Source organism: Arenimonas composti TR7-09 = DSM 18010 (assembly GCF_000426365.1).
GTDB classification, from domain to species: Bacteria; Pseudomonadota; Gammaproteobacteria; order Xanthomonadales; family Xanthomonadaceae; genus Arenimonas; species Arenimonas composti.
The window spans coordinates 288,089-311,544 of record NZ_AUFF01000003.1 but is presented as its reverse complement, the minus strand read 5'-3'; the positions used below and the strand labels follow the sequence as shown (position 1 = coordinate 311,544).

Genomic DNA, 23,456 nt, shown 5'->3' with positions numbered 1-23,456 from the left:
CGAGCTAATTCGCCTTCACAGGAGCGGACGGTGCGGGTGGAGTGACCGGGATCGTGCCGAAGTCGACGGTGGTTTCCGCCGCCAGGAAGGCCATGACCGCATACGCCGCCACCTGCTGGTCGAGCGCCGCGGGCTCGACCTTGTCGAGGGTGTCGTTGGCGGTGTGGTGCCAGTCGAAGTAGTCGGTGCCGTCCTGGGCGAGCTGGCCCCAGGGCGCGCCGAGTGCGGCGATCGGCGACACGTCCGGGCCGGGGCCGCCGCCTTCGCTTTCGTAGGCGACGCCGATCGGCGCCAGCACCGCGCCGATCCGTTCGAGCACCGGCCTCGCCGCCGGCTCGGTGCCGCCGCGCAGCGCATAGACGCGGCCGGCGCCGAAGTCGCTCTCGGCGACCAGCTGGTGGTCGCCGATGCGGTCCTCGGCCGCGCGCGCGGCGGCGTAGGCCTTGCCGCCGAACAGGCCACTTTCCTCGTTCGCGAAGGCGATCACGCGCACGGTGCGGCGCGGCCGCTGCGGCAGCTGGCCGATCAGGCGTCCGGCCGCCATCGTGATGCCGACGCCGGAGGCGTCGTCGATCGCGCCGGTGCCGAGGTCCCAGGAGTCGAGGTGGCCGCCGATCACGACGACCTCGTCCGGCAGCTCGCGCCCGCGGATCTCGCCGATCACGTTGTGCGAGGTGTATTCGCCGCGGGTTTCGGCGGCGATGTCGAGTTCGACCCGCACCGGGGCGCCGCGGTCGACCAGGCGCTGCAGCTGGTCGGCATCGGGATTGGACAGCGCCGCGGCCGGGATGCGCGCGACGCCGTCGGCATAGCGCATCACACCGGTATGCGGCAGGCGGTCGCGGTCGGTGCCGACCGAGCGGATCAGCAGCGCGACCGCGCCCTTCTTCGCCGCCTCGGAAGCGCCGGCGCCGCGGATGCGCGAGGCCGGCGAATAACCGTGGCCGTCGCGGAAACGCTCCATGCGGTAGTTCACGAAGGCGATCTTGCCGGCGAGGCTGCCCTCCGGCGCCGCCTGCAGCGCTTCCAGGCTCGGGAAGGCGACGACTTCGGCCTGCAGCGGCCCGTCGGTGCCGATGCTGCCGCCGAGGGCGGTCAGCACCAGCGGCTGCGCGAACGCGCCGACCACCGCCGCGCGCTCGTGCCCGCGCCACCAAACGTTGAACGTCACCGGCTCGAGGTACACCTCGTCGAAGCCGAGTTCGCGGAACTTCGCCTCGGCCCACGCGACCGCGCGCGCATCGGCCTCGGTGCCGGCCAGGCGCGGACCGACTTCGGTGGTCAGCGATTCGACGACCGCGAACGCGCCGCTGCCGGCCATCGCGGTGTCGCGCAACTGCGCGGCGGCGGCGAGCGCGGCGGCGTCGAGGCCCGCAGCGTCGACAGCGCTGCCGGCGGTCGCGTTCACCGCGCTGGCCGGCGCGACGGCGTCACTGGCGGCGACGGGCAGGCCGGCGGCGAGCACGGCGGCGAAGGCGAGGGCGAGCGGCAGGCGGCGGAACGTGCGGGACATACGGACTCCAGGCGGTGTTGCGGGGCCGGAAACGACGACGCCGGCATCGCTGCCGGCGTCGGGGAGGGGCGCGATCAGCGCGCCTTGAGGGCGTCGCGGATCTCGGTGAGCAGGCGGACCTCCTCGCTCGGCGCCGGCGGCGCCGCGGCTTCCTCGGCCTTCTGCCGGCGCGACAGGCGGTTGATCGCCTTGATCGCCATGAAGATCGCGAACGCGATGATCAGGAAGTCGACGATGCTCTGGATGAACAGGCCGTACTTCAGCAGCACCGCCGGGACCTCGGCGCCGGCGGCGTCGACCGTCGCGGCCTTCAGTTCGATCGCGAGGTCGCCGAAATCGATGCCGCCGACCAGCAGGCCGATCACCGGCATGATCACCCCGTCGACGAGGGCGCTGACGATCTTGCCGAACGCGGCGCCGATCACCACGCCGACCGCGAGGTCGACGACGTTGCCGCGCATCGCGAATTCGCGGAATTCCGAGATCATGCCCATCGTCGTGCTCCGTGTTGCGGGACGGCCAATCTAGCGCAGGCCGCCACCGCGGCGCGAGGCCGGTTCCGGGGAATCAGGCGATGAGTCCACACAGCGGCGGCAGGTCGTCGATGCGCGCTTCGAAACGGTCGCCACGCTGCAGGGCCGCGACGCCGGCCGGCGTGCCCATGAACACGAGGTCGCCGGCCTTCAGCGCGTACAGCTTCGACAGTTCGTGCAGCACTTCGGCGACGCTGAAGACCATCGTGTCGAGCGTGGCCTGCTGGCGAAGCTCGCCGTTCACTTCCAGCGCGATGCGGCGCGCGCCCGGCGCACCGAAGTCCGCGGCCGGAAGCAGTGCGCCGACCGGCGCCGACGCGTCGAAGCCCTTGCCGGTATCCCAGGGCAGGCCCTTGGCCTTCGCCGCGGACTGCAGGTCGCGCCGGGTCAGGTCGAGCCCGACCGCGTAGCCGAACACCAGCGCCGCGGCGTCCTCGGCGGCGACCACGCCGTCGGCGTCGCGGCCGAGCGCGGCGACCAGTTCCACCTCGTGGTGCAGGTCGCGGGTCGCCGGCGGATACGCCACCGCGCCGCCATCGGCGACGACGGCGTCGGCCGGCTTGCTGAAGAACACCGGATTGCCGCGGTCGACGCTGGCGCCCATCTCCTTCGCATGCTCGGCGAAGTTGCGGCCGATGCAGAAAATCCGGCGCACCGGGAAGCGCAAATCGCTACCGGCGATCGGCAGGGTAGGGACGGGGCGAGGCGGAAAGGCGTATTCCATAGACTTCTGTAGGAGCGGCTTCAGCCGCGATCACGAACCGCTGCCGATCATCGCGCGAATGCGCGGAAGACCGGAAGTCGACAGACGTGGAGAAGGAGCATCGCGCCTGAAGGCGCTCATACAGGGAGGGTGGATCAGGCGCGCGGGGCGGAAATGCGCTCGCGCACGTCGTTCACGACGCGGAACTCGCCTTCGATCACGTCGGCCTGCGCGCGGCGCGCGGTGGCGCTCGCGGCCTGCGCGTTCAGGGCGCGGCGGATGCCGGCGAACAGCAGCATGCCGAGCCCCGCTACCAGCCCGAACACCAGCAGCGCGCCCAGCAGGACGAGGCCGACCAGGCCGAGCAGCAGCTTCGCCAGCGGATTGCGCGGCTTGGCCGGTCGGTAGCTGAACACGCGGTGGAAGAAGAAGGGCATGTACGGAAGGCGTGGGATAATGCGGACACCAGTATCGGCGAGGTGCGGTGTGGAAAGTGCAAGTGTTTCGTTAATCCTGCTGCCCGCCGACACCCCCCAGGGCCTCAGCGAGACCGAAGGCGAGGTCGACGGCGAAATCCAGTCGCTGGTGGTCCGCCGCGACGGCGACCGGGTCCGCGCCTGGCTGAACATCTGCCCGCATGCCGGCCGCCGCCTCGACTGGGCGCCCGGCCGCTTCCTCGTCGACAAGGGCCAGCTGGTCTGCGCGGCGCATGGCGCCAGCTTCGAGATGGAGAACGGTCTGTGTGTGGCCGGGCCTTGTCGGGGGCAGTCGCTGGTTCGGGTCGACGTCGCGCTGAAGAGCTGAGTAACGAGTGGAGAGTAACGAGTAGGGAGTGGGGGTCAGAAGATCACGTTGACGACCAGCAGGGTGATCACGAGGTAGATCAGCGTCAGCGGCGCGCCGGTCCGCCAGAGGTCGCGGCCCGTGTAGCCGGCGGGGCCGCTGATCATCGCCAGCACCGGATTGGTCACGCTGAGGAAGTTGTTCGAGGCCGACAGGGCGACGATCAGCGCGAAGGCGAGCGGACTGCCGCCCGCCGCGACCGCGACGTTGATGCCCATCGGCACCATCACCACGGTCGCGCCGACATTGCCGATCACCAGCGCGAACGCCGTCGCCAGCGATGCGATGACCAGCTGCAGCACCCACACCGGCACGCCGGCCGGCAGCCGTTCCAGCATGCCCTGCGCCAGCCAGGCCGCGGCGCCGGTGGAGTCCATCGCCCAGCCGAGCGGGATCAGGCAGGCCATCAGGAACACCGTCTTCCAGCTGATCGCCGCGTAGGCCTCGTCCATGTTCAGCACGCCGGCGACCATCATCGCCGCGGCGCCGGCCATCAGCGCGATCGGCACCGGTACCAGGGTCGTCAGCGCCAGCGCCATCGCCGCGACGAACACACCGATCGCCCACCACAGCTTGTGCGGCCGGTGCTCGCCCTTCGGGTAGTCGGTGACGACGACGAAATCGCGGCTCTCGCCGGCGTGCGCCAGGTCGGTCCAGATGCTGTGGAAGACCAGCATGTCGCCGGCCTTCAGCGGCATCCTGCGGATGTTCTCGCGCAGCACCTGGTTGTCGCGGTTGACCGCCAGCAGGCTGATGCCGAAGCGCTTGCGCAGGCGCAGGTCGTGCTGGGTCTTGCCGATGAACGACGAGGTCGGCGGGATCACCGCCTCGGAAATGCCCGACCGGCTCGGATTGAACAGGTCGGCGAAGTGGCGCAGGCGGGCGCTCATGCGCAGCAGGTTCTTCTGCGCGTAATCCTGGATCGCCTCGCGCCTGCCCATCACCCCGAGCACGCTGCCGACCCAGATCATCTGGTCGGCCGGCGGGCTCACCCGCGACTCGTTGCCGGTCAGCAGCGCCAGCAGCAGCGGCGCGTCACGCTGCGCCTCGGCCTCGCCGACGCTCATGCCGACCAGCGGGCTTTCGGCGGTGACGGTCAGTTCGAAGACGTCGCCGTCGATGCCGTAGGCCTTCGCGAAATAACTCGCCGTGCGGCTCGGCGCCACGCCCTTGTCGCCGCCGCCGATACGCGCCAGCAGGCGGCCGCCGAAGCGCTGGTACCAGGCCAGGCAGATCAGCAGCAGCAACAGGCCGACCGGCAGCGGCGCGAACATCGGCAGCGGCTCGAGCGTGGCGACGCCCGGCGGCAGGTTGCGGTTGGCGGCGACCAGAAGGTCGTTGAGCAGCATCAGCGGCGAATTGCCGACCATCGTCAGGCCGCCGCCCATCACGATCGCGCTGCCGATCGGCAGCAGCAGGCGGCCGAGGCCGATGCCGGTGCGGCCGGAGACGCGCGCGGTGACCGGCAGGAACAGCGCCATCACCGACGCGTTCTGCATGAAGCCGGAGATCAGGCCGGCGACCGCCGAGGTCAGCAGGATCAGCCGCTCCTCCATGCCCTTGGAGACGCGCAGCAGCCACACCGCGAGGCGGTTCAGCGCACCGGTGCGGTCGAGGCCGGCACCGAGCACCATCGTCGCGATCATCGCCATCACCGCATTGCCGGAGAAACCGTCGAACAGCTGGCTCGCCGGCACCAGGCCGGTGAGTCCGAGCGCGACCATCACCACCAGCGCGGTCGCATCGGCGCGGATGCGTTCCACTGCGAACATCGCCATCGTGAAGACGACCAGCCCCAGCACGATGACCATGTCGCTGGTGAGGGTCAGTCCGGCGTCCATTCGGCGGCTTAGGGATCGTCCGGCAGGCGGTCGTAGAGCAGGTCCCAGACGCCGTGGCCGAGCTTCAGGCCGCGCTGCTCGAAGTGCGTCTGCCGCCGCCATTCCGGCCGCGGCAGTGGCGTGCGCGGGCCGGCGCGGTTGCGCAGGCGCGGTTCGGCATCGAGCACGTCGAACATGTGTTCGGCGTAGTTCTCCCAGTCGGTGGCCAGGTGCAGCAGGCCGCCGGGCGCCAGCCGCGCGCAGAGCAGGCCGACGAACTCCGGCTGCACCAGCCGCCGCTTGTGGTGGCGTTTCTTGTGCCAGGGATCGGGGAAATAGATGCGCACCTGCGCCAGCGAGGCCGGCGCGATCTCCTCGCGCAGCACCTCGACGGCGTCGTGCTGGTACAGGCGCAGGTTGTGAACCCCCGCTTCGGCCGCGGCGTTCAGCAGCCGGCCGACGCCGGGGCCGTGCACCTCGATGCCGATGAAGTCGTGCCGCGGCTCGTTCTGCGCCGCGAACAGCAGCTGCTCGCCATTGCCGAAGCCGATCTCGACGATACGCGGCGCGGCGCGCCCGAACACCGCGTCGAAATCACGCGGCGTGGCGCCGTACTCGAGCCCGTAGCGCGGCCAGTGCAGGTCGAACGCACGCTTCTGCGCCGGCGTCTGCCGGCCCTGGCGCAACACGAAACTGCGGATCGGCCGGTGCGGCCGCGGCTCCCCGGCGACGTCGTCGGCGGTCGGTTGCTGTTCCGCCATCAGATGAAGTGCCCGTCGAGCGGCGAGGACGCGCTGGCATTGCGCTTCTTCGGGATGCGGCCGGCGAGGAAGGCCTCGCGGCCGGCCTCGACCGCCTTGCGCATCGCGCTGGCCATCAGCACCGGGTTCCTGGCGCCGGCGATCGCGGTGTTCATCAGCACGCCGTCGCAACCGAGTTCCATCGCGATCGCGGCGTCGCTGGCGGTGCCGACGCCGGCATCGACCAGCACCGGCACCTTCGCGTTCTCGACGATCTCCAGGATCGACCAGCGGTTCTGCACGCCGAGGCCGCTGCCGATCGGCGCCGCCAGCGGCATCACCGCGACGCAGCCGATCTCCTCGAGCCGCTTGGCCAGAATCGGGTCGTCGCTGGTGTAAACCATGACCTCGAAGCCCTCGGCGACCAGGATCTCGGCGGCCTTCAGGGTCTGCACGACGTCGGGGTAGAGGGTCTTCTGGTCGCCGAGCACCTCGAGCTTGACCAGGCGGTGGCCGTCGAGCAGCTCGCGCGCCAGCCGGCAGGTGCGCACGGCGTCGTCGGCGGTATAGCAGCCGGCGGTGTTGGGCAGGATGGTGTAGCGGTCCGGCGGCAGCACGTCGAGCAGGTTCGGCTCGTCCGGGTTCTGGCCGATGTTGCTGCGGCGGATGGCGACGGTGACGATCTCGGCGCCGGCGGCCTCGGTGGCCAGGCGGGTTTCCTCGAGATCCCTGAACTTGCCGGTACCGGTCAGCAGGCGGGAACGGTAAGCCTTGCCGGCGATCACCAGCGGATCGGCAGCGTGCGGGGGGGTGGGGTGGTTCATGGCGCAGATTATGGCCGCGTGTGCGTGCCGCGTCGAACCACTGTAGGAGCGGCTTCAGCCGCGATCCCCTGGGCGAGTAACGAGTGGAGAATAACGAGTAACGAGTGCCAGCCCGCGCTGCGCGCGGTCGCCTGCGGCGGACTCGCGCCGACCCCGCCTCAGCCGCCCCCGATCGCGTGGATGACCTCCACCTGGTCCCCCGCGGCCAGCACCTGGCTGCCATGCCGGCTGCGCGGCACCACTTCGCGGTTCACCTCGACGGCGACCTTGCGGCCGGCGTACCCGGCCTCTTCCAGCAAGTCCGCGACCGTCGTCCCTTCGGCGACCTCGCGCCCCTCACCATTCAACCTGATCTCCATACCCCCAATCCTACCCGCTCTTTTCCGGACGCCGGGTCGGGGACGCGGGTGGCCGCGGTGCGTCGGCGTTTTCCGGACACGCCGTGAACCCGTCCATGGGGGCTCATCGCCGACGTCCCTGTCGGCGATGGTCCGGAAAACGCCGACGCACCGCGGCCCCGCAACATCCCGGCGGCGTCCGGAAAAGGGCACGTCGGATCGGGAGGACCCCGGGGGGCGTGGCACCCGCGCTCCCCGGCGCAACGTGCCGGCGGCCCGTCCCGCGAACCCCAGCGAACGGACGCCGGAGCGTTGCCGCCGGCGCCGGCGCGGTGGCATGATCGCCGCCGATTGCGGGTGTAGTTCAATGGTAGAACTGCAGCTTCCCAAGCTGCTAACGTGGGTTCGATTCCCATCACCCGCTCCAGATTCGACGGCGGCCCCAGGCCGCCGTTTCCATTCGCCGGCCCCGCCGGCAGGCCGGAGGTGGTCGCGATGTCGCAGCTCGTCCGCCTCGGCTGGCGCGAGTGGCTCGCGCTTCCGGACCTCGGGATCCCCGGGCTGCGGGTCAAGGTCGACACCGGCGCGCGTTCCTCGGCGCTGCACGTGCTCGACGAGGCGTTCTTCCGCCGCGATGGCCGCGAGTTCGTCCGCTTCAGCGTCGAGCCGCGCGCCGGCGCCACCCCGCTGCTGGCCGAGGCCGAGGTGCTCGACCGCCGCGTCGTGACCGACTCCGGCGGCCACCGCACCGAGCGCACCTTCATCCGCACGCGCCTGCAGCTCGCCGGGCAGGCCTTCGTCGCGGAAGTGAACCTTGCACGCCGCCGCAACATGCTCTTCCCGATGCTGCTCGGCCGGACGGCGCTCGCGGGGCGATTCGTGGTCGACCCGGCCGGGAGCTTCCTGTTCGGAGAGGGGACGTCGTGAAGATCGCGATCCTGTCGCGCAACGCCAAGCTGTACTCGACCCAGCGCCTGGTCGACGCCGCCCGTGCCCGCGGCCACACCGTGCGTGTGCTCGACCCGCTGCGCTGCTACATGGCGATCGCGCCGGGCGGCTTCCGCCTGCGCTACAAGGGCCGCGAGCTCGCCGGCATCGACGCGGTGATCCCGCGCATCGGCGCCTCGGTCACCTTCTACGGCACCGCGGTGCTGCGCCAGTTCGAGCTGATGGGCGCCTGGAGCCCGAATACCTCGGACGCGATCCTGCGCGCCCGCGACAAGCTGCGCTGCCACCAGATGCTGGCCGGCGACGGCCTCGGCCTGCCGCTGACCGTGTTCGGCGACAACCCGGACGACACCGAGGACCTGCTCGGCCTGCTCGGCAAGCCGCCGCACGTGATCAAGCTCAACGAGGGCACCCAAGGCAACGGGGTGATCCTGGCCGAGAACCCCGGCGCCTCGCGCAGCGTCATCGAGGCCTTCCGCGGCCTGTACGCGAACTTCGTCGTGCAGGAGTTCATCGCCGAGGCCAAGGGCGCGGACCTGCGCTGCTTCGTGGTCGGCGACCGGGTCGTGGCGGCGATGCGCCGGCAGGCGGCGGCCGGCGACTTCCGCTCGAACCTGCACCGCGGCGGCCGCGCCAGCGCGGTCGAGCTGAGCCCGGAAGAGACCGAGACCGCACTGCGCGCCGCCCGGGTGATGGGCCTGGGCGTGGCCGGCGTCGACCTGCTGCGCTCGCGCCGCGGCCCGCTGGTGCTGGAGGTCAACTCCAGCCCCGGCCTGGAAGGCATCGAGGCGGCGACCGGGGTCGACGTGGCCGGGGCGATCATCGACCTGCTGGCTTCCCGCCCCGGCCTGGCCAAGGCCGGCCGGCGCGGTTCCCGCAAGGCCGGCCCGGCCGCCACCCGGGCCCCGCGCAAGGTCGCCGCCACCGACGGGAAACCGGGCCGGGCGGCGCCCCGGGCGCAGTCCCGCCGGCGGGGTCGGGGCTGAGAGCCCGACCGGGCGGGCTTTAACGGGTCTTTAATCCCGGCCGGCCTAGGCTTGCCGGGCCGTCAGACCGCTGGTCGACTCCTCGTCAGGGCTTCATCCACGGAATACGGCAATCGGGGCAGTAGCAACCTTCGGCCCGGGTCCGGCGTCGTAGTGGCGCCACCCGGGCCATTTTCTGTGCCCGGCATTGCCGAAAACGGCTTTGCCTCTGGCATCATCGAAATGCTATCCACCAAATCAGGGGTCCGACCCATGTTCCGTCCCGTCGTTTTCGTCTCCCTTCTCGTGGCTTCCGGCCTGGCCTTCGGCAAGCAGGAGGCCTCCGTGCTTTCGATCGAAAGCGAAGATTTCGCCGCCCAGCGCCAGCAGATCGAGGCCGACCTCGCCGATGGCGAGACCTATGCCGAGATCTCCAGCATGGACCGCCGCACCGTGCGCGAGCTGCTCGACCGCATCGCCGGCCGCCTCGAGAACGCCGGCTCCGTCGACGCGATGAGCGCCGACCAGAAGGCGCAGCTGTTCAACGAGCAGGAGCAGGTCAACCAGATCCTGACCCAGGCCGCCGCCGACAGCCGTCTGGTCTGCCGCCAGGAAGCGCCGACCGGCTCGCGCTTCAAGAAGACGACCTGCTTCACCGTCGCCGAGCGCCGCCGCCGCATGGAATCGGACCAGGCCGACCTGCGCCGCACCCAGAACGGTCTCGGCCCGGCCAACAACTGACCGTGCGCATCCTCGTCGTCGAAGACAACCGCGACATCGCCGCGAACCTCGGGGACTACCTCGAGGATCGCGGCCACACGGTCGATTACGCCGCCGACGGCGTCACCGGCCTGCACCTGGCGGTCGTCAACGAGTTCGACGCGATCGTGCTCGACCTGAACCTGCCGGGCATGGACGGCCTGGAGGTCTGCCGCAAGCTGCGCCAGGAAGGGCGCAAGCAGACGCCGGTGCTGATGCTCACCGCCCGCGATTCGCTCGAGAACAAGCTCGAGGGCTTCGAGTCCGGCGCCGACGACTACCTGGTCAAGCCCTTCGCGCTGCAGGAAGTCGAGGCGCGGCTGGCGGTGCTGGCGCGCCGCGGCAAGGCGGCGCAGCCGCGCATCCTCGAGGTCGCCGACCTCATCTGTAATCTCGACACCCTGGAAGTGCACCGCCAGGGCAAGCTGCTGCAGCTCAACCCGACCGCGCTGAAGATCCTGCAGGCGCTGATGGAAGCCTCGCCGGCGGTGGTCACCCGGCAGGAACTCGAGACCCGCGTCTGGGGCGAGGAACTGCCCGACAGCGACTCGCTCCGCGTGCACATCCACGGCCTGCGCGCCGCCGTCGACAAGCCGTTCGAGAAGGCGCTGATCCAGACCCGGCACGGCATCGGTTACCGGATCGTCGACCCCGACGCGAGCTGATCCGTGCGCTACCGGCGGCGGCTGCGCAGTCGCATCATCCTGTCTTTCCTGCTGCTCGGTTTCGGGCTGACGACGCTGTTCGCGTTCGCGACGATGGTGCTGCGCGAACGCGTCGAGGACGACCTGATCGGCGAGGCCCTGGTCCAGAACCTCGAGGACTATTCGTCCGGGTTCTACCGCGATCCCGAGAACGCGCTGTTCGCGTTCGAGAAGATCCGCGGCTACACCTTCAGCCAGCGCCGCTTCGGCAACGTGCCCTTCAACTGGCGCGACCTGCCCGACGGCGTGCACGAGATCAGCGAAACCGACGAACGCGGCCGCCCCCGCACCTACAAGCTGGCGGTGAAGAAGGACGCGGACTACTGGTTCTTCCTCAGCTACGACATCGCCCAGGAACGCGCGACCCAGCAGCAGCTGACCTATGCGCTGTTCGGCGCGGTGGTGGCGTTCTCGTTCCTGTCGCTGGTGGTCGGCGTGTGGTCGAGCGCGCGGGTGATCAGCCCGGTGACCGACCTCGCGCGCCGGGTCGAGACCCTCGCCGGCAGCGACAGGCCGACGCCGCTGGCCGCGCATTTCGCCGAGGACGAGGTCGGCCAGCTGGCGGCCGCACTCGACGACTACGCCGAGCGCATGACCAAGCTGGTCAAGCGCGACCGCGAGTTCAATTCCGACGTCAGCCACGAACTGCGCACGCCGCTGGCGGTGATCCGCGGCGCCACCGAGCTGATGCTGGCCAACCCGGACCTGCCGGAAAAGATGCGCCAGCGCCTGCTGCGCATCGACCGCGCGGCGCAGCAGTGCACCGACCTGACCACGGCGCTGCTGATGCTGTCGCGCAACGAGCGCGGCACCGGCCACACCCACCTGCTGAAGCTCGCGCAGCAGCTCGCCGACGCCGCCCGCACCCAGCTCGGCGGCAAGCCGGTGCAGGTGCGGGTCGAAGGCGACGCCGAGGCGACCGCCGAAGCGCCGGAAGCGGTGCTGGCGGTGGCGCTCGGCAACCTGATCGGCAACGCCTGCAAGTACACCGCCGAAGGCCACGTCCGCATCCTCGTCGCCGCCGACCACGTGCGCATCGAGGACACCGGCCCCGGCCTCAGCGCCGAGGACGCCGCCCGCCTGTTCGAACGCGGCTACCGCGGCTCCGGCGCCGGCGGCACCGTCGGCGGCGGCATCGGCCTGTCGATCGTGCGGCGCCTCTGCGAGCTCTACGGCTGGGAAGTTTCGATCGCGCCGGGCGCGGAGCGCGGCGCTGTTGCCACCCTCCGGTTCGCGTTCTGAGAGCCAGGCTCCAAGGGACGACCAGTGCGTCCGTCCGAAAGCGATGAGAGTAGAGTCGACGGCCAAGGGAAGGTGGATCGGGGGATCCCGATGGTCAAGTTCGCAATCCTTGCCGGCCGAGTACTGGTCGCGGCCTGGCTGGTTCTCGCCCCTGCAACGACCACGGCTGCCACGCCACCCGATGTCATCGTGGTCGACGTCGGTCCGTACGAGGATGCGGCCACCGCGAACGCGGATTCGGCGAACGTCGAGTGGCTCGTTGACGGCCCGCGTTCGGATGCGGTGACCCTCGCCTGGGCGGCGCTCGAACTCCAGGCGGTGCTGGCCGCAGGTGGAATCCCGGCGGAGATCCGTGGCGAGCCGAGCGGTGAACGGCATTTCGCTCTTCGGGTGCTGGCACCTGACGCCCGGGATGGCCGCCTTGGCGATCAGGGTTTTCGCGTTTCCGTTTCCCCAGATCAGGTCCTGATCGAAGGAAACACACGGATCGGCGTGCTCTATGGCGTTTACGCCGTCATCGAGCGGCTCGGCGTTCGATGGTATTCCGAAGACGATGTGGTCGTACCCGCGAAACTCGCCGTCACCGAGATCGACTGGGAAGCCTGGTACGAGCGCCCATCCGTCCAGCTACGTGGGTTCTGGATTCCGATGGACAGCGGGATCACCGTCCCGGAATCGTTCGCGATCTGGATGGCGCGCAATCGATTGAACCTGTCGGGAACCCTGCCTCTACATGTACGTCGGAAACTCGGTATCCACTCCTGGCAGGGCGGGCACCGGGTTCTCCAGGAGATTCTCTCCGAGCCGGGCTTGTTCGAGGCTCACCCGGAGTGGTTCGGTTTCGTCAACGGCAAGCGGCAGCGGATAGACGCGAGCACGGGCAGCTATCACAACCCGGCGTTCGAGAACCCCGAGATGGCGGCGCATGTCGCCGACCGGATCGTCGAGAGACTCCAGGGAGGGGACCTGGAGGACGCCGATTTCCTCGCCGTCTGGTCCTCGGACGGAACCAACCGGGGTTGGGACGACAGCGCGGAAGCGCGCTCCGTCGGGAACAACGTCGACAACATCAATCTCTTCTATATCCGACTGGCGGGACATCTTCGGGACGCGTATCAGTCGGGTCGCCTGGAAAGGCCGGTGACCGTCACGGGCATGAGCTACAACCTCACATGGGTACTGCCCAGCCGCCCCGATCTGGTCGACGAACTGCGGGAAGCCGACTACCTGCACCTCTATTACGAACCGACCCGCTCGTTCACCGGCTCGCTGGCGGAACCCGACGGACGGCCCACGGATTCTCTCTACCTGCAGTCGCTCGCGGACTGGAAAGCGATCGCGCCGCTCCGGCATGGCGTCGTCGAATACTTCAACAACTCGAGCTACGGGGGATTGCCGATCAGCGATCACCAGTCGCTCATGGACGACTTCCGCGCTCAGATGGGAGACGGCGCCGAAATCTACGCCTACATGCACCCCGTACACCACCCGGGGCCACGCAAGCTGACCAACTGGTTGATGGCGCGCATCAGCTGGCTGGGTGATGTCCCGCAGCTCCGCAAGCAGGTCAATGAATGGACGACCGATTACTTCAAGCGTCGCTACGGAAACGACAACTGGCGGGAGATGCGCGACATCTACGCACTTTCGGACAAGGCCACAGGCAATGCGCGGGAGATGATCTTGCGAAGGTCGCTGTGGGATCTGCTCTTCAGGCAGCATCACAACGGTCGCGTGTGGACGCCTGGGCAGGTCGAGACCTTCGCCTCGCGGTTCCTCGACGGGGGCATCCAGGCGATCCCCGAGCCGAACACCGACTCGGCTGACGGATTGATGGAGACCGAATTCGTGGGCCTGCGGGATTCCCTTGCGATGCTGGCCGAAGCGAGAGAGCGTTTGGCTGCCGTCGAGACGGGGCCGTCAGGGACCGGCAGGAAGCGCAGATTGACGGAGCTTTCCGCCTGGTTGACGGATGCCTGGCGTCGCTATGAGCTACTGCGGATTTCGGCGCTCTACTACCGCGAGGTGAACGGCCTGCTTTCCGCGCCTGTGGACCGGATCGAACAGCACCGCGTGAGGATCGAGAACCTCAACCGAATGCTGTCGAATTCCCCCTACACGAACGACACCGTCAGTTCGCGTATCGACCAGCGTGGCACCTTCCAGCCACCGGAACGGCTGGAAGTCGATTGAGTCGAATCACCTTCAAACATACTCGAGCCAGCCGCGGGTGTCCGGGGTGCGGCCGTCGAAGAGGCCGAAGAACAGGTCCTGGATGCGGCGCGTCAGCGGGCCGGGCTTGCCGGCGCCGACGGGGCGGCCGTCGACGCTGCGGATCGGGGTGATCTCGGCGGCGGTGCCGCACATGAAGAGCTCGTCGCAGAGGTAGAGGTATTCGCGCGGCATGTCGCGCTCGACCACCGGGATGCCGGCGTCGCGGGCGAGGGTGATGATCGTGTTGCGGGTGATGCCGTCGAGCAGCGCGGCGCTGACCGGCGTCGTGTGCAGGGCGCCGTCGAAGACCAGGAACAGATTTTCGCCGGCGCCTTCGCTGAGCAGGCCGGTCGAGGCCAGCGCGATGCCTTCGCCGAAGCCGAGCCGGCGCGCCTCGCGGGCGATCAGCTGGCCGGACAGGTAATTGCCGCCGGCCTTGGCGCCGGCCGGGATCGTGTTCGGCGCGAAGCGCTGCCAGCTCGACACGCAGGCGTCGATGCCGGTCTCGAGCACGCCCGGGCCGAGGTAGGGGCCCATGAACCAGGCGGCGACGGCGACATCGGTCGGCGTCTCGGCGCTGAGCCCGAAACCGCCGAGGCCGCGGTAGGCGATCGGCCGCAGGTAGGCGCGCTCCAGACCGTTCGCGGTGATCACGTCGCGGCAGGCCTGCGCCAGCGTCGGCAGGTCGAAGGGCATCGCCATGTCGTAGATCTTCGCCGACGTGTACAGGCGGCGCAGATGGTCGGTGAGGCGGAAGATCGCCTGTCCGTCCGGCGTCGGATAGCTGCGGATGCCCTCGAACACCGACGAGCCGTAATGCAGGCCATGCGCCATCACGTGCACCGTCGCTTCGGCCCACGGCTTGATGCGGCCGTTGTGCCAGATGTGGTCGGGGTAGGCGTTGCTCATGCCGCTGGGCCTCCGGGGTCGGGCGGCCATTCTAGTGCGTGGGGAAAAAACGGTGTCAGAGACAGTTATTGCCGGCGCACCTTCCCGAATCGCGATGCCTCGGGCAATAACTGTCTCTGACACCGTTTTTTTTCTAGAACTCGATCCACCAGCAGCCGGCGTTGCGGCGCAGGCCGAAGCGCGCGGTCGCCGAGCCCGGATCGGTGCTGCTGCTGGCCTGCAGGATGCGCAGGCCGGTCGGGCGGGGCGTGCTCGCGCGGGGTGACGGCGGCGGCGCGCCCGCCGCAACGGCATCGGCGCCACGCTCGAGCGGGACGATCGCGACCGGTGGTGGCACATCCGCCGGCCGGGGCGGCGGCGATGGCGCGCGACGACGCAGGCTGGCGAGGAAGGCCGGCCCGGGTTGCGAGCGCGCGTCGGGCTCGGGAACCTCGGTCGCGAAACGCGGCGGCGCATCGGTCCGCGCCATCGCGCCACCCGCCGGGCTGCGCGCCGAGGCCGGGAAGTCGCGCGGATCGGGCGCATACCCGCCGGGCTGCGCCGGGTAGTCGAGTTCGACGCCGGCGAGCGGCCGGCCGACGATGCCTTCGAGCCGCTCCATCAGCGCGAACGCCGCGCGCGAGCCGGTGCCGGCCCAGTGGTAGTAGTTCGCGAGCCGGTTGACGTCGCCCGCCATCACCGCGCTGCGCACGCCTTCGAGCAGCGCATCGGGACTCGTTGCGCAGCCGCGGGTCGCGAAACCGCCGACGGCGCCGTGCAGGCCGATCGTCGCCGGCGCCCCGGCATTGCGCTCCGGGGTCGGGTGGAAGCTGCCGGCCGGGGTCGCCCCGAGCGAGTCGCAGGACCGGTCGGTGAAGATCGTCGTGCCGTCGGGGCCGAGGCAGCGCTGGATCGCGCCGGGGCTGGCGGCCGACCCGGGCGCACCAGCGAGCGCCGCCAGCGCGCACGCACCGACGACGAGCGCGCGGCCGGCGATCACCGGAGCGGCGGAGGCGAAGCGACGAACAGGCAGCTCACGCGACATCCGCGCAGCCTATGCGCCACGGCGTGAGGGAGCGTCAAGTCCGCCGGGTTTTTCGCGAACGCCGCGTGAGGGGTCGGTATCGGTTCAGCGCAGTCGCGCCAGCACCGCTTCGGTCGGCTTCGCCAGATTGAGCGTGAAGAAGTGCAGTTCCTCGACGCCGCCTTCGATCAAGCGCCGGCACATCGCCGCGACCAGGTCGGCGCCGAACTCGCGGATAGCGTCGACGTCGTCGCCATACGCGGCCATGCGCTTGTCGATCCAGCGCGGGATCTCGGCGCCGCAGGCATCCGAGAAGCGGCGCAGCTGGGTGAAGTTCGAGATCGGCATGACCCCGGGGACGATCGGGATCGTGATGCCGGCGGCGCGGCAGTCGTCGACGAAGCGGAAATAGGCGTCGGCGTTGAAGAAGTACTGGGTGATCGCGCGGTCGGCGCCGGCCTCGACCTTGGCGCGGAAATGGCGCAGGTCGGCGAGCGCGTCGTCGGCCTGCGGATGCACTTCCGGATAGCCGGCGACGGCGATGCGGAAGTGGTCGCCGTGTTCGGCGCGGATGAAGCGCACCAGGTCGCTGGCGTAGTGCAGGTCGCCGGGGCGGGCCATGCCCGAGGGCAGGTCGCCGCGGAGGGCGACGAGGCGGTTGCAGCCGAGTGCGCGGTAGTCGGCGAGGAGGGCGCGGATCTCGTCGCGGGTGCCGCCGACGCAGCTCAGGTGCGGCACGGCGTCGAGGCCGACGTCGGTGCGCAGGCGGCGGACGGTGTCGGCGGTGTAGGAAAGCGTGGAGCCGCCGGCGCCGAAGGTCACCGACACGAAGTCGGGCGAATGCGCCTTCAGGCGGCGGGCGGTGCGGTCGAGCTGGGCGATCTGGTCGTCGGTCTTGGGCGGGAAGAACTCGAAGCTCAGGTGCGGCATGGCGGGTCCGGGGCGCGGGGTTCCCGGGAATATATCGCTTCTTCTGGATGAAGCGATGGACTTAACAACCGGGGTCGGATTCCTGCGTTAAGGCCGATGCCGCAGGCCTTAACGCAGGAATCCGACCCCGGTTGTTAAGGGGCTTGCTGCTCAGCCATGCTGACGGCAATGAGCTCGGGGACTGCCGACGGCGTTCCATCCGGGTCCACGGCGCGGCAGCGCGCCGAGGACCTGCACGAACGCGCGCTGATCGGCGGCGTCTTCTACCTGCTGTCCTGGTTGCTGGTCGCCGGCTACGGCGGCGCCTGGGACCGCCATCCGCGCCTGAGCGGGACGATCTGCGGATTGCTCGTCGTGCTCGGGGTCGCGCGCCTGCTGGTGCGGCGCTGGTACCTGGCCGATCCGGCGCGCGCCGTCACCAGCATGCGCATCCAGTGGGCGGTGCTGCTGGTCACCGCGGCGCTGTGGGGCGCGGTGTCGGCCTGGGCGCTGTGGGACCGCGGCTTCGCACCCGCCTACACGCTGACCCTGCTGGCGACCTGCGCGCTGGCGATGGCCTTCGCGCAGATCTTCGCGATCGCGCGCCGGCTGGCGCTGGTCGGCACCGCGATGATCTTCCTGCCGATGCTGGCGATCGTGCTGGCGCGCCTCGCGGACCCCGGCATCGCGATCGTGCTGGTGCTCAATCTCGCCTACATGGTCGCGGTGATCGGGCGCGGCAATCGCGAATACGAGGGCCGGCTGGCGCTCGACGTCGAACTGCGCGAGCAACGCGACCGTTTCGCCGCCGCCAGCCGCACCGATGCGCTGACGGGGTTGGCGAACCGGCGGCATTTCCAGCAGGGGCTGGAGGACCGCATCGCTGCCGCGCGGGCCGACGGCAGCGAGCTCGCGCTGGCGTTCCTGATCGCCGACCTCGACCACTTCAAGTCGATCAACGACCGCTTCGGCCACGCCGCCGGCGACCGCTGCCTGCGCGAGGTCGCGGCGCTGCTGCGGGAATCCTTCGGCGAGGCCGGCGACGCCGGAGCTGCGGCCCCGCTGGGTGCCGATGCCGACGGCGAGCGCGTGCTGGTCGCGCGCCTGGGTGGCGAGGAGTTCGGCGTACTGGTCAGCGGGGTCGCCGCCGCCGGCATCGCCGCCCGCGCCGAAGCCTTCCGCGAGCGCCTGCAACACGCGCCGATCGAACTGCCGGACGGCACCCGCTTCGAGGTCACGGTGAGCGTCGGCCTGGCCCGCTTCGCGCCCGGCCGCCACCGCGACGGCGATGCCCTCTACGCGGCCGCCGACGAAGCCCTGTACCGCGCCAAGAACGGCGGCCGCAACCGCATCGAAGCCGCTTAACAACTGGGGTCGGATTCCTACGTTAAGCCGACGCCGGAAGTCGGCTGGCCGGATCAGTGCGGCCGGCTTAACGTAGGAATCCGACCCCAGTTGTTAATTCCAACGATGCTCATCGAGATGACCGACTTCGCGCGCCGTCGCCTGTTCCCGGGCGACGGCCGCGCCACCGCGATCCAGGACTGCACCGCCGGGGAATTCACCGCCCGCCTCAATGCCGAGCCGCCGCACGCGGTGCTGCCCGGCTACGCGCCGTTCTGCCGCCTGCACGTGCACCGCAACTGGACGTCGACGAAGTGCTCGGTGATCCCGATCACCGCCGAGAACCGCCACCTGCTGCGCTCGGCCTACGAGGCGCGCACGCCGGCCGAACTGCCGGTGCTCGTGCGCTGGTTCGAGGGCCTACAGCCGCCGGTCGCCAACTGGCTGATCCCGATCCTCTACAGCCGCGAGCAGATGGCGAAGGAAGGCACGCCGATCGCCGCCGAGTGGGGCATCGTCGGCTGCCTGTACACGTTGGAACCGGAAGAGATTCCGATGGTGCCGATCACGATGCTCCGCAATGCGCTGGGTGTCGGCGAGGGCGGCAGCGGGGTGCCGATCGACCGCGCGGCGTATGCGCGCAGCGTCGCGTTCTGGTCCACTCACGCCAACTGGCGCTGAGCGCTTAACAACTGGGGTCAGATTCCTGCGTTAAGTCGCCCGTGCGGCCGGAGTGACCGAGCCGCTGCCTGCGACTTAACGCAGGAATCTGACCCCAGTTGTTAACCCCGGTTGTTAGGCCCCGGCGGCTCAGGGTTCGGCGTAGCGGCGCAGCAGGTTGAAGTAGGTCTTGTTGACCAGGTCGAGCGCCCGCGGCGGCGCGTTTTCGGCGATCAGTTCGCGGGCTTCGGAAAGGTCGTGCAGGAACTCGCGCACGGCGACTTCGCGCACCAGGCTCTGCACCCAGCCGACCACCGCCAGGCGCTCGCCGCGCAGCACCGGCCGCACGCGGTGCAGCTGCCCGGTCGGGTAGCAGATGGCCGACCGCGCCGACAGCTTGAAGGCCGCCTCGCCGGCGCCGGTGTCGAAGGCCAGCTCGCCGCCGTCATAGTCGTTCGGCGAACTGAGGAACAGGGTGAACGAGACGTCGCTGCGGACGTGGTTCGGCTCGTTCATCAGCGGCGCGTCGACGTGCAGCCCGTACGCCATGCCCGGCTGGTAGCGGCTGACCAGCATCGCCGCCAGCCGGCGCGGCTGTGCCGCGGCCATGAAGGTGTCGGAGCGGCCGAGCGCGGCCATCACGATCGCCGAGATCCGCGGCATCAGCGGGTGGTTCCACGGGATCTGCTGGTTGCGCTTGGCCTCGGCCAGGCGCTCGCCGGCGGTCTGCCGCCCGTCGGCGAAACCGGCGGTCGCGACCAGCTGGCGGAGCTGCGCGAGCTCGTCGGGCGTGATCAGGTCGGGAAGCGTATGGATCATTCGCGCCGGGGCCGAAGGGGATGGAGACCCTGCCGAAAGTCATGCTTCCGTGCAGGCGGTCACATCTTCTTCATGCCCCGGGGAGGGGTCAACCCGGTTTCGGGGGTGGTCGACGAAAGGTAGGAGACGAGGGGGCGGGAGGCGGGCGGGAATCGGCCGGCGCGAATCGCCGGCGGGAATCGGCGGCGGGAATCGGCGGGGCCTAGTCCGCCAGCGTCCTGACCACCGCCGCGACCTCGACGTCCTCGTCGACCGGCGCCAGCGGGTCCTCTGCCAGGCACACCGCGCAGGCCATGCCCTGGGCGAGGGCGGCAACGGCGCTCGGGAAGGCGGCGTGGTGTGTCGCGCGCAGGCGCAGCTCGCTGCCATCGAGGGGATCGACCACCTCGGCGACGTAGAACCAGCCCTGCGGCGCCTCGAGGGCGACGACGTTGAGCGACTTGTCGCCGAAGCGGTCGTGCTGGCGGGCGATGTACATGGCGGGCTCCGGGACGGGCTGCCGCCACCATCCCCCACCGCCGGTCAAAACGGTGTCAGAGACAGTTTCCCGAAGCGGGCCCGGTGGCGATCGTGACGACCTGGCCGCCGCTGGGCATAGTCGGCACTCGCCCTTCGAGCCCGATGATGCCAGCCCGCCCCGACCCGATCCTGCCGCTCGCGCTGCGCTACGGCACCGACCTGCCGGTCCCGCCGAAGCTCGAGCTCGCGCTGCCGGCATTCGCGGTCGGCAGCGTGTCGCCGATGCGGTTCTCGCCCGACGGCGCCCACCTCGTCGTGCCGACCGCGAACGGCACCTTCCTGTGGGACGTCGCCACCGGCACGAAGCGGCTGAAGCTGGCGGTGCCGTCCAACCCGGACGAGTTCGCCTTCAGCGCCGACGGCCGCGAGTTGCTGGTCCGCGGCGGCGCGCAGTTCGCGCGACTGGCGATGCCATCGGGCGAACTGGTCGCGAAGTTCCGGGCGAAAGAGCCGCTGCGCCTCGACGGCCTGCCCTGTCTCGGCCCGGACGCGGCGCAGCTGCTGCAGCTGGCCGCGTTCGGCCGGGTGCTGGCGATCGACGCGACCAGCGGTCGCACGATCGCCGGGCACGTGCTCGACCCCGAGGGATGCGACGGGGCGGTGCACTGGCTCGCCGACGCCGGTTACGCGCTGATCGCGCAGCGGGCGGTGATGGACGGAGACGGCCGCTATCGGAGCGGGCTGTGGCGCTGGGATCCGCCGTTCGCGGTGAACGCGCCGCAGCGCCTGCCCGGCGCCTGGGACCACCTCGACACCGCGTACCTGCCGGCGCGCGGCGAACTGCTGCTGCACCATCGCCCCGCCGGTGCCGGGCGCGACGCTTACGTGCTCGAGGTCGTCGACGCGCGAACCCTTGCGCCGAAGCAACGCTTCGCCTGCGGCGCGGCGACACGGGCGCGGGCCGGCTTCGCCCACGACGGCGGCGCGTGGTCGGCGGCGGTGGACGAAGGCGGCGTGCAGATCGGGCTGCCGGACGGTGTGATCACCTGGCCACTGAGCATCGGCAGCGCGGCATTCTCGCCGGTGGCGGACCTGGTCGCGCTGTCCGGCCCGCTGGGACTGGTCGCGCCGCGCGCGATGCTGCCGGGGCTGTTGGCGTCGGCGCAGCGCCAGCGCGACCTCGACCTGCTGAACCACCGAGGCTACGCGCGCGGCACGACCTGGCCGGGCCGGCAACTGCCGCCGCGGATCGTCGCCTGGCGCGGCGCATCCGGCATCGGCTTCGAAGTCGAGGCGATCGACGGGCGCAAGTACGTGCCGCTCGAGGGTGTCGCGATCGCCGGCTCGGCGGCTGTCGACGACATCGTGACTGCGCTGGCCTCGGCGATCACCCGGGCGCAGGCGGCGGCGCTGCCCGGGCAGGCGCGCGAACGCCGCGATTTTCAGGCCGGTGCGTTGACCGCGCCGCCCGGCGACTGGCAGGCCGGTGTCGCCGTCACGCTGGCGAGCGACGCGATCGACCTGTGGCCGCTGAAGGCGAAGAAGGGCGGGGGTTTCGTCCAGCACTGGAGCCCGGTCGCGGCGATTGCCGCCGAGACCCGCGGCGGCGCGCTGTGGAACGCGATCGCGGCAATGCTCCCGCGCCCGCCCCCCGTAGGAGCGCCTTCAGGCGCGATGCCTTTCCCGAAAGTCTCGGGAAAGGCTAAAAGCATCGCGGCTGAAGCCGCTCCTACAGGGGGGCGCGGGGTGGGTCAGTAGCGGTAGTGCTCGGGCTTGTAGGGGCCTTCCTTCGGCACGCCCAGGTACGCGGCCTGCTCGTCGGTCAGCACGGTCAGCTTCACGCCGATCTTCTCCAGGTGCAGCCGCGCCACTTCCTCGTCGAGCTTCTTCGGCAGGATGTAGACCTTCGGCTCGTAGGTGTCCTTGTTGGCCCACAGGTCGATCTGCGCCAGGGTCTGGTTCGAGAACGAGTTCGACATCACGAAGCTCGGGTGGCCGGTGGCGCAGCCCAGGTTCACCAGGCGGCCCTCGGCCAGCAGGAAGATCGAGTTGCCGTTCGGGAAGGTGAACTTGTCGACCTGCGGCTTGATGTTGGTCTTCACCGCGCCGGACGCGTACAGCGCATCGACCTGGATCTCGTTGTCGAAGTGGCCGATGTTGCAGACGATCGCCTGGTCCTTCATCGCCTGCATGTGCGCCAGCGTGATCACGTCCTTGTTGCCGGTGGTGGTGACGTAGATGTCGCCGCGGCCGAGGGTGCTCTCGACCGTGTTGACCTCGAAGCCCTCCATCGCCGCCTGCAGCGCGTTGATCGGGTCGATCTCGGTGACCACGACGCGTGCGCCGTAAGCGCGCAGCGAATGCGCCGAACCCTTGCCGACGTCGCCGTAGCCGCAGACCACCGCCACCTTGCCGGCCAGCATCACGTCCATCGCCCGCTTCAGGCCGTCGGCCAGCGACTCGCGGCAGCCGTAGAGGTTGTCGAACTTCGACTTCGTGACCGAGTCGTTGACGTTGATCGCCGGCACCCGCAGCTTGCCGGCCTCGGCCAGCTGGTAGAGGCGGTGCACGCCGGTGGTGGTCTCCTCGGAGACGCCCTTCCACTCCTTGACCACGCCGGTCCAGAAGCCCGGGCGCTCCTTCGCGACGCGCTTGAGCAGGTTCTTGATCACCTGCTCCTCGTGCGAGCCCGAGGCCGAATTCACCCAGCTGTCGTCGCCCTGCTCGAGCTCGTAGCCCTTGTGGATCAGCAGGGTGACGTCGCCGCCGTCGTCGACGACCAGCTCGGGGCCCTTGCCGCCCGGGAACGACAGCGCGTCCAGCGTGCAGTCCCAGTACTCCTCCAGCGTCTCGCCCTTCCAGGCGAACACCGGCGTGCCGCTGGCGGCGATCGCCGCGGCCGCGTGGTCCTGGGTCGAGAAGATGTTGCAGGACGCCCAGCGCACGTCGGCACCGAGGTCCTTCAGGGTCTCGATCAGCACCGCGGTCTGGATCGTCATGTGCAGCGAGCCGGTGACGCGCACGCCCTTCAGCGGCTGGGCGGCGGCGTACTTGCGGCGGATCGACATCAGGCCCGGCATCTCGTGCTCGGCGATGTCGATTTCCTTGCGGCCCCAGTCGGCCAGGGAGAGGTCGGCGACCTTGAAGTCGTGGGTGGGTTTGATCTGTGCGTTCATGTGGAGCTCCGTCAGGGCGACGCCGGCCGGG

The 23,456-nt window shown here is 70.1% G+C and carries 24 protein-coding genes and 1 tRNA gene; 11 read left to right on the top strand and 14 right to left on the bottom strand.

Annotated features, from left to right (window positions below; all coding sequences use genetic code 11):
- Positions 1-4: 4 nt before the first annotated feature.
- The 4 genes from K311_RS16085 to K311_RS16080 form a co-directional block, all read right to left on the bottom strand.
- The gene (locus tag K311_RS16085; protein WP_051239764.1) at positions 5-1,513 is read right to left on the bottom strand and encodes a M28 family peptidase; all 1,509 of its coding nucleotides are present in this window, start codon (positions 1,511-1,513) and stop codon (positions 5-7) included.
- 74 nt (positions 1,514-1,587) lie between these two features.
- A complete protein-coding gene (mscL, locus tag K311_RS0108260) occupies positions 1,588-2,007 on the bottom strand; it encodes a large-conductance mechanosensitive channel protein MscL (protein ID WP_026816915.1) in 420 nt (139 codons plus the stop codon).
- Between the two features lie 73 nt (positions 2,008-2,080).
- Positions 2,081-2,770, bottom strand: coding sequence for a fumarylacetoacetate hydrolase family protein (locus K311_RS0108255; protein ID WP_026816914.1), 690 nt, complete (start codon positions 2,768-2,770; stop codon positions 2,081-2,083).
- A 134-nt stretch (positions 2,771-2,904) separates the two neighbouring features.
- The gene (locus K311_RS16080) at positions 2,905-3,186 is read right to left on the bottom strand and encodes a hypothetical protein (protein WP_051239762.1); all 282 of its coding nucleotides are present in this window, start codon (positions 3,184-3,186) and stop codon (positions 2,905-2,907) included.
- Between the two features lie 49 nt (positions 3,187-3,235).
- Here K311_RS16080 and K311_RS0108245 point away from each other — a divergent pair, with 49 nt between their 5' ends.
- A complete protein-coding gene (locus K311_RS0108245; RefSeq protein WP_425476578.1) occupies positions 3,236-3,553 on the top strand; it encodes a Rieske (2Fe-2S) protein in 318 nt (105 codons plus the stop codon).
- A gap of 35 nt (positions 3,554-3,588) precedes the next feature.
- Here the strand turns inward: K311_RS0108245 and K311_RS0108240 are convergent, their stop codons facing one another.
- The 4 genes from K311_RS0108240 to thiS form a co-directional block, all read right to left on the bottom strand.
- Positions 3,589-5,433 (bottom strand): SLC13 family permease, encoded by a 1,845-nt coding sequence (locus K311_RS0108240; protein ID WP_026816912.1) that lies wholly within the window; start codon positions 5,431-5,433, stop codon positions 3,589-3,591.
- 8 nt (positions 5,434-5,441) lie between these two features.
- Positions 5,442-6,173, bottom strand: a complete 732-nt coding sequence (gene trmB, locus K311_RS0108235) for a tRNA (guanosine(46)-N7)-methyltransferase TrmB (protein WP_026816911.1) — start codon at positions 6,171-6,173, stop codon at positions 5,442-5,444.
- Positions 6,173-6,976, bottom strand: coding sequence for a thiazole synthase (locus K311_RS0108230; protein WP_026816910.1), 804 nt, complete (start codon positions 6,974-6,976; stop codon positions 6,173-6,175). The genes trmB and K311_RS0108230 overlap by 1 nt, the downstream gene beginning before the upstream one ends.
- Positions 6,977-7,134: 158 nt before the next feature.
- Complete coding sequence (thiS, locus tag K311_RS0108225) at positions 7,135-7,335, bottom strand: sulfur carrier protein ThiS (RefSeq protein ID WP_026816909.1); 201 nt, start codon at positions 7,333-7,335, stop codon at positions 7,135-7,137.
- A 332-nt stretch (positions 7,336-7,667) separates the two neighbouring features.
- Here thiS and K311_RS0108220 point away from each other — a divergent pair.
- From K311_RS0108220 to K311_RS0108190, 7 genes are all read left to right on the top strand, one after another.
- Positions 7,668-7,741: transfer RNA gene (locus K311_RS0108220), tRNA-Gly, on the top strand.
- Positions 7,742-7,809: 68 nt separating this feature from the next.
- Positions 7,810-8,241 (top strand): ATP-dependent zinc protease family protein, encoded by a 432-nt coding sequence (locus K311_RS0108215; RefSeq protein ID WP_026816908.1) that lies wholly within the window; start codon positions 7,810-7,812, stop codon positions 8,239-8,241.
- The gene (gene rimK / locus K311_RS16075; protein ID WP_081683357.1) at positions 8,238-9,248 is read left to right on the top strand and encodes a 30S ribosomal protein S6--L-glutamate ligase; all 1,011 of its coding nucleotides are present in this window, start codon (positions 8,238-8,240) and stop codon (positions 9,246-9,248) included. Before K311_RS0108215 ends, rimK begins: the two co-directional genes overlap by 4 nt.
- A gap of 252 nt (positions 9,249-9,500) precedes the next feature.
- Positions 9,501-9,968 (top strand): hypothetical protein, encoded by a 468-nt coding sequence (locus tag K311_RS0108205; protein ID WP_026816907.1) that lies wholly within the window; start codon positions 9,501-9,503, stop codon positions 9,966-9,968.
- A 2-nt stretch (positions 9,969-9,970) separates the two neighbouring features.
- Positions 9,971-10,651 carry a response regulator transcription factor gene (locus K311_RS0108200; protein ID WP_026816906.1) on the top strand — a complete coding sequence of 227 codons (681 nt, stop codon included), beginning with the start codon at positions 9,971-9,973 and terminating at the stop codon, positions 10,649-10,651.
- A gap of 3 nt (positions 10,652-10,654) precedes the next feature.
- Positions 10,655-11,932: a sensor histidine kinase gene (locus tag K311_RS0108195; protein WP_026816905.1), complete on the top strand. Its 1,278-nt coding sequence runs from the start codon at positions 10,655-10,657 to the stop codon at positions 11,930-11,932.
- A 90-nt stretch (positions 11,933-12,022) separates the two neighbouring features.
- A complete protein-coding gene (locus tag K311_RS0108190; RefSeq protein ID WP_026816904.1) occupies positions 12,023-14,125 on the top strand; it encodes a beta-N-acetylhexosaminidase in 2,103 nt (700 codons plus the stop codon).
- 12 nt (positions 14,126-14,137) lie between these two features.
- On the opposite strand, the gene K311_RS0108185 is transcribed toward K311_RS0108190, so the two are convergent.
- The 3 genes from K311_RS0108185 to metF all read right to left on the bottom strand — a co-directional run bounded on the left by K311_RS0108185 (position 14,138) and on the right by metF (position 16,988).
- A complete protein-coding gene (locus K311_RS0108185; RefSeq protein ID WP_026816903.1) occupies positions 14,138-15,055 on the bottom strand; it encodes a branched-chain amino acid transaminase in 918 nt (305 codons plus the stop codon).
- A 133-nt stretch (positions 15,056-15,188) separates the two neighbouring features.
- The gene (locus tag K311_RS17670) at positions 15,189-16,079 is read right to left on the bottom strand and encodes a hypothetical protein (protein WP_026816902.1); all 891 of its coding nucleotides are present in this window, start codon (positions 16,077-16,079) and stop codon (positions 15,189-15,191) included.
- Positions 16,080-16,163: 84 nt separating this feature from the next.
- On the bottom strand, positions 16,164-16,988 hold the full coding sequence (metF, locus tag K311_RS0108175; RefSeq protein WP_026816901.1) for a methylenetetrahydrofolate reductase [NAD(P)H]: 825 nt from the start codon (positions 16,986-16,988) through the stop codon (positions 16,164-16,166).
- Between the two features lie 168 nt (positions 16,989-17,156).
- Between metF and K311_RS0108170 the strand changes: the two genes are divergently transcribed.
- Positions 17,157-18,332, top strand: a complete 1,176-nt coding sequence (locus tag K311_RS0108170; RefSeq protein ID WP_026816900.1) for a GGDEF domain-containing protein — start codon at positions 17,157-17,159, stop codon at positions 18,330-18,332.
- A gap of 105 nt (positions 18,333-18,437) precedes the next feature.
- Entirely contained in the window at positions 18,438-18,992 is a 555-nt protein-coding gene (locus tag K311_RS0108165; RefSeq protein WP_026816899.1) for a DUF3228 family protein, read from the top strand.
- Positions 18,993-19,121: 129 nt separating this feature from the next.
- Here the strand turns inward: K311_RS0108165 and K311_RS0108160 are convergent, their stop codons facing one another.
- Together K311_RS0108160 and K311_RS0108155 are read right to left on the bottom strand one after the other, a co-directional pair.
- Positions 19,122-19,790, bottom strand: coding sequence for a Fe2+-dependent dioxygenase (locus K311_RS0108160; protein ID WP_026816898.1), 669 nt, complete (start codon positions 19,788-19,790; stop codon positions 19,122-19,124).
- A gap of 202 nt (positions 19,791-19,992) precedes the next feature.
- The gene (locus tag K311_RS0108155; protein WP_026816897.1) at positions 19,993-20,268 is read right to left on the bottom strand and encodes a hypothetical protein; all 276 of its coding nucleotides are present in this window, start codon (positions 20,266-20,268) and stop codon (positions 19,993-19,995) included.
- Between the two features lie 146 nt (positions 20,269-20,414).
- Between K311_RS0108155 and K311_RS0108150 the strand changes: the two genes are divergently transcribed.
- Positions 20,415-22,007 carry a hypothetical protein gene (locus K311_RS0108150; RefSeq protein WP_154659494.1) on the top strand — a complete coding sequence of 531 codons (1,593 nt, stop codon included), beginning with the start codon at positions 20,415-20,417 and terminating at the stop codon, positions 22,005-22,007.
- On the opposite strand, the gene ahcY is transcribed toward K311_RS0108150, so the two are convergent.
- Positions 22,001-23,425, bottom strand: a complete 1,425-nt coding sequence (gene ahcY, locus K311_RS0108145) for an adenosylhomocysteinase (protein WP_026816895.1) — start codon at positions 23,423-23,425, stop codon at positions 22,001-22,003. The two genes, K311_RS0108150 and ahcY, sit on opposite strands and share 7 nt — an antisense overlap.
- Positions 23,426-23,456: the final 31 nt, after the last annotated feature.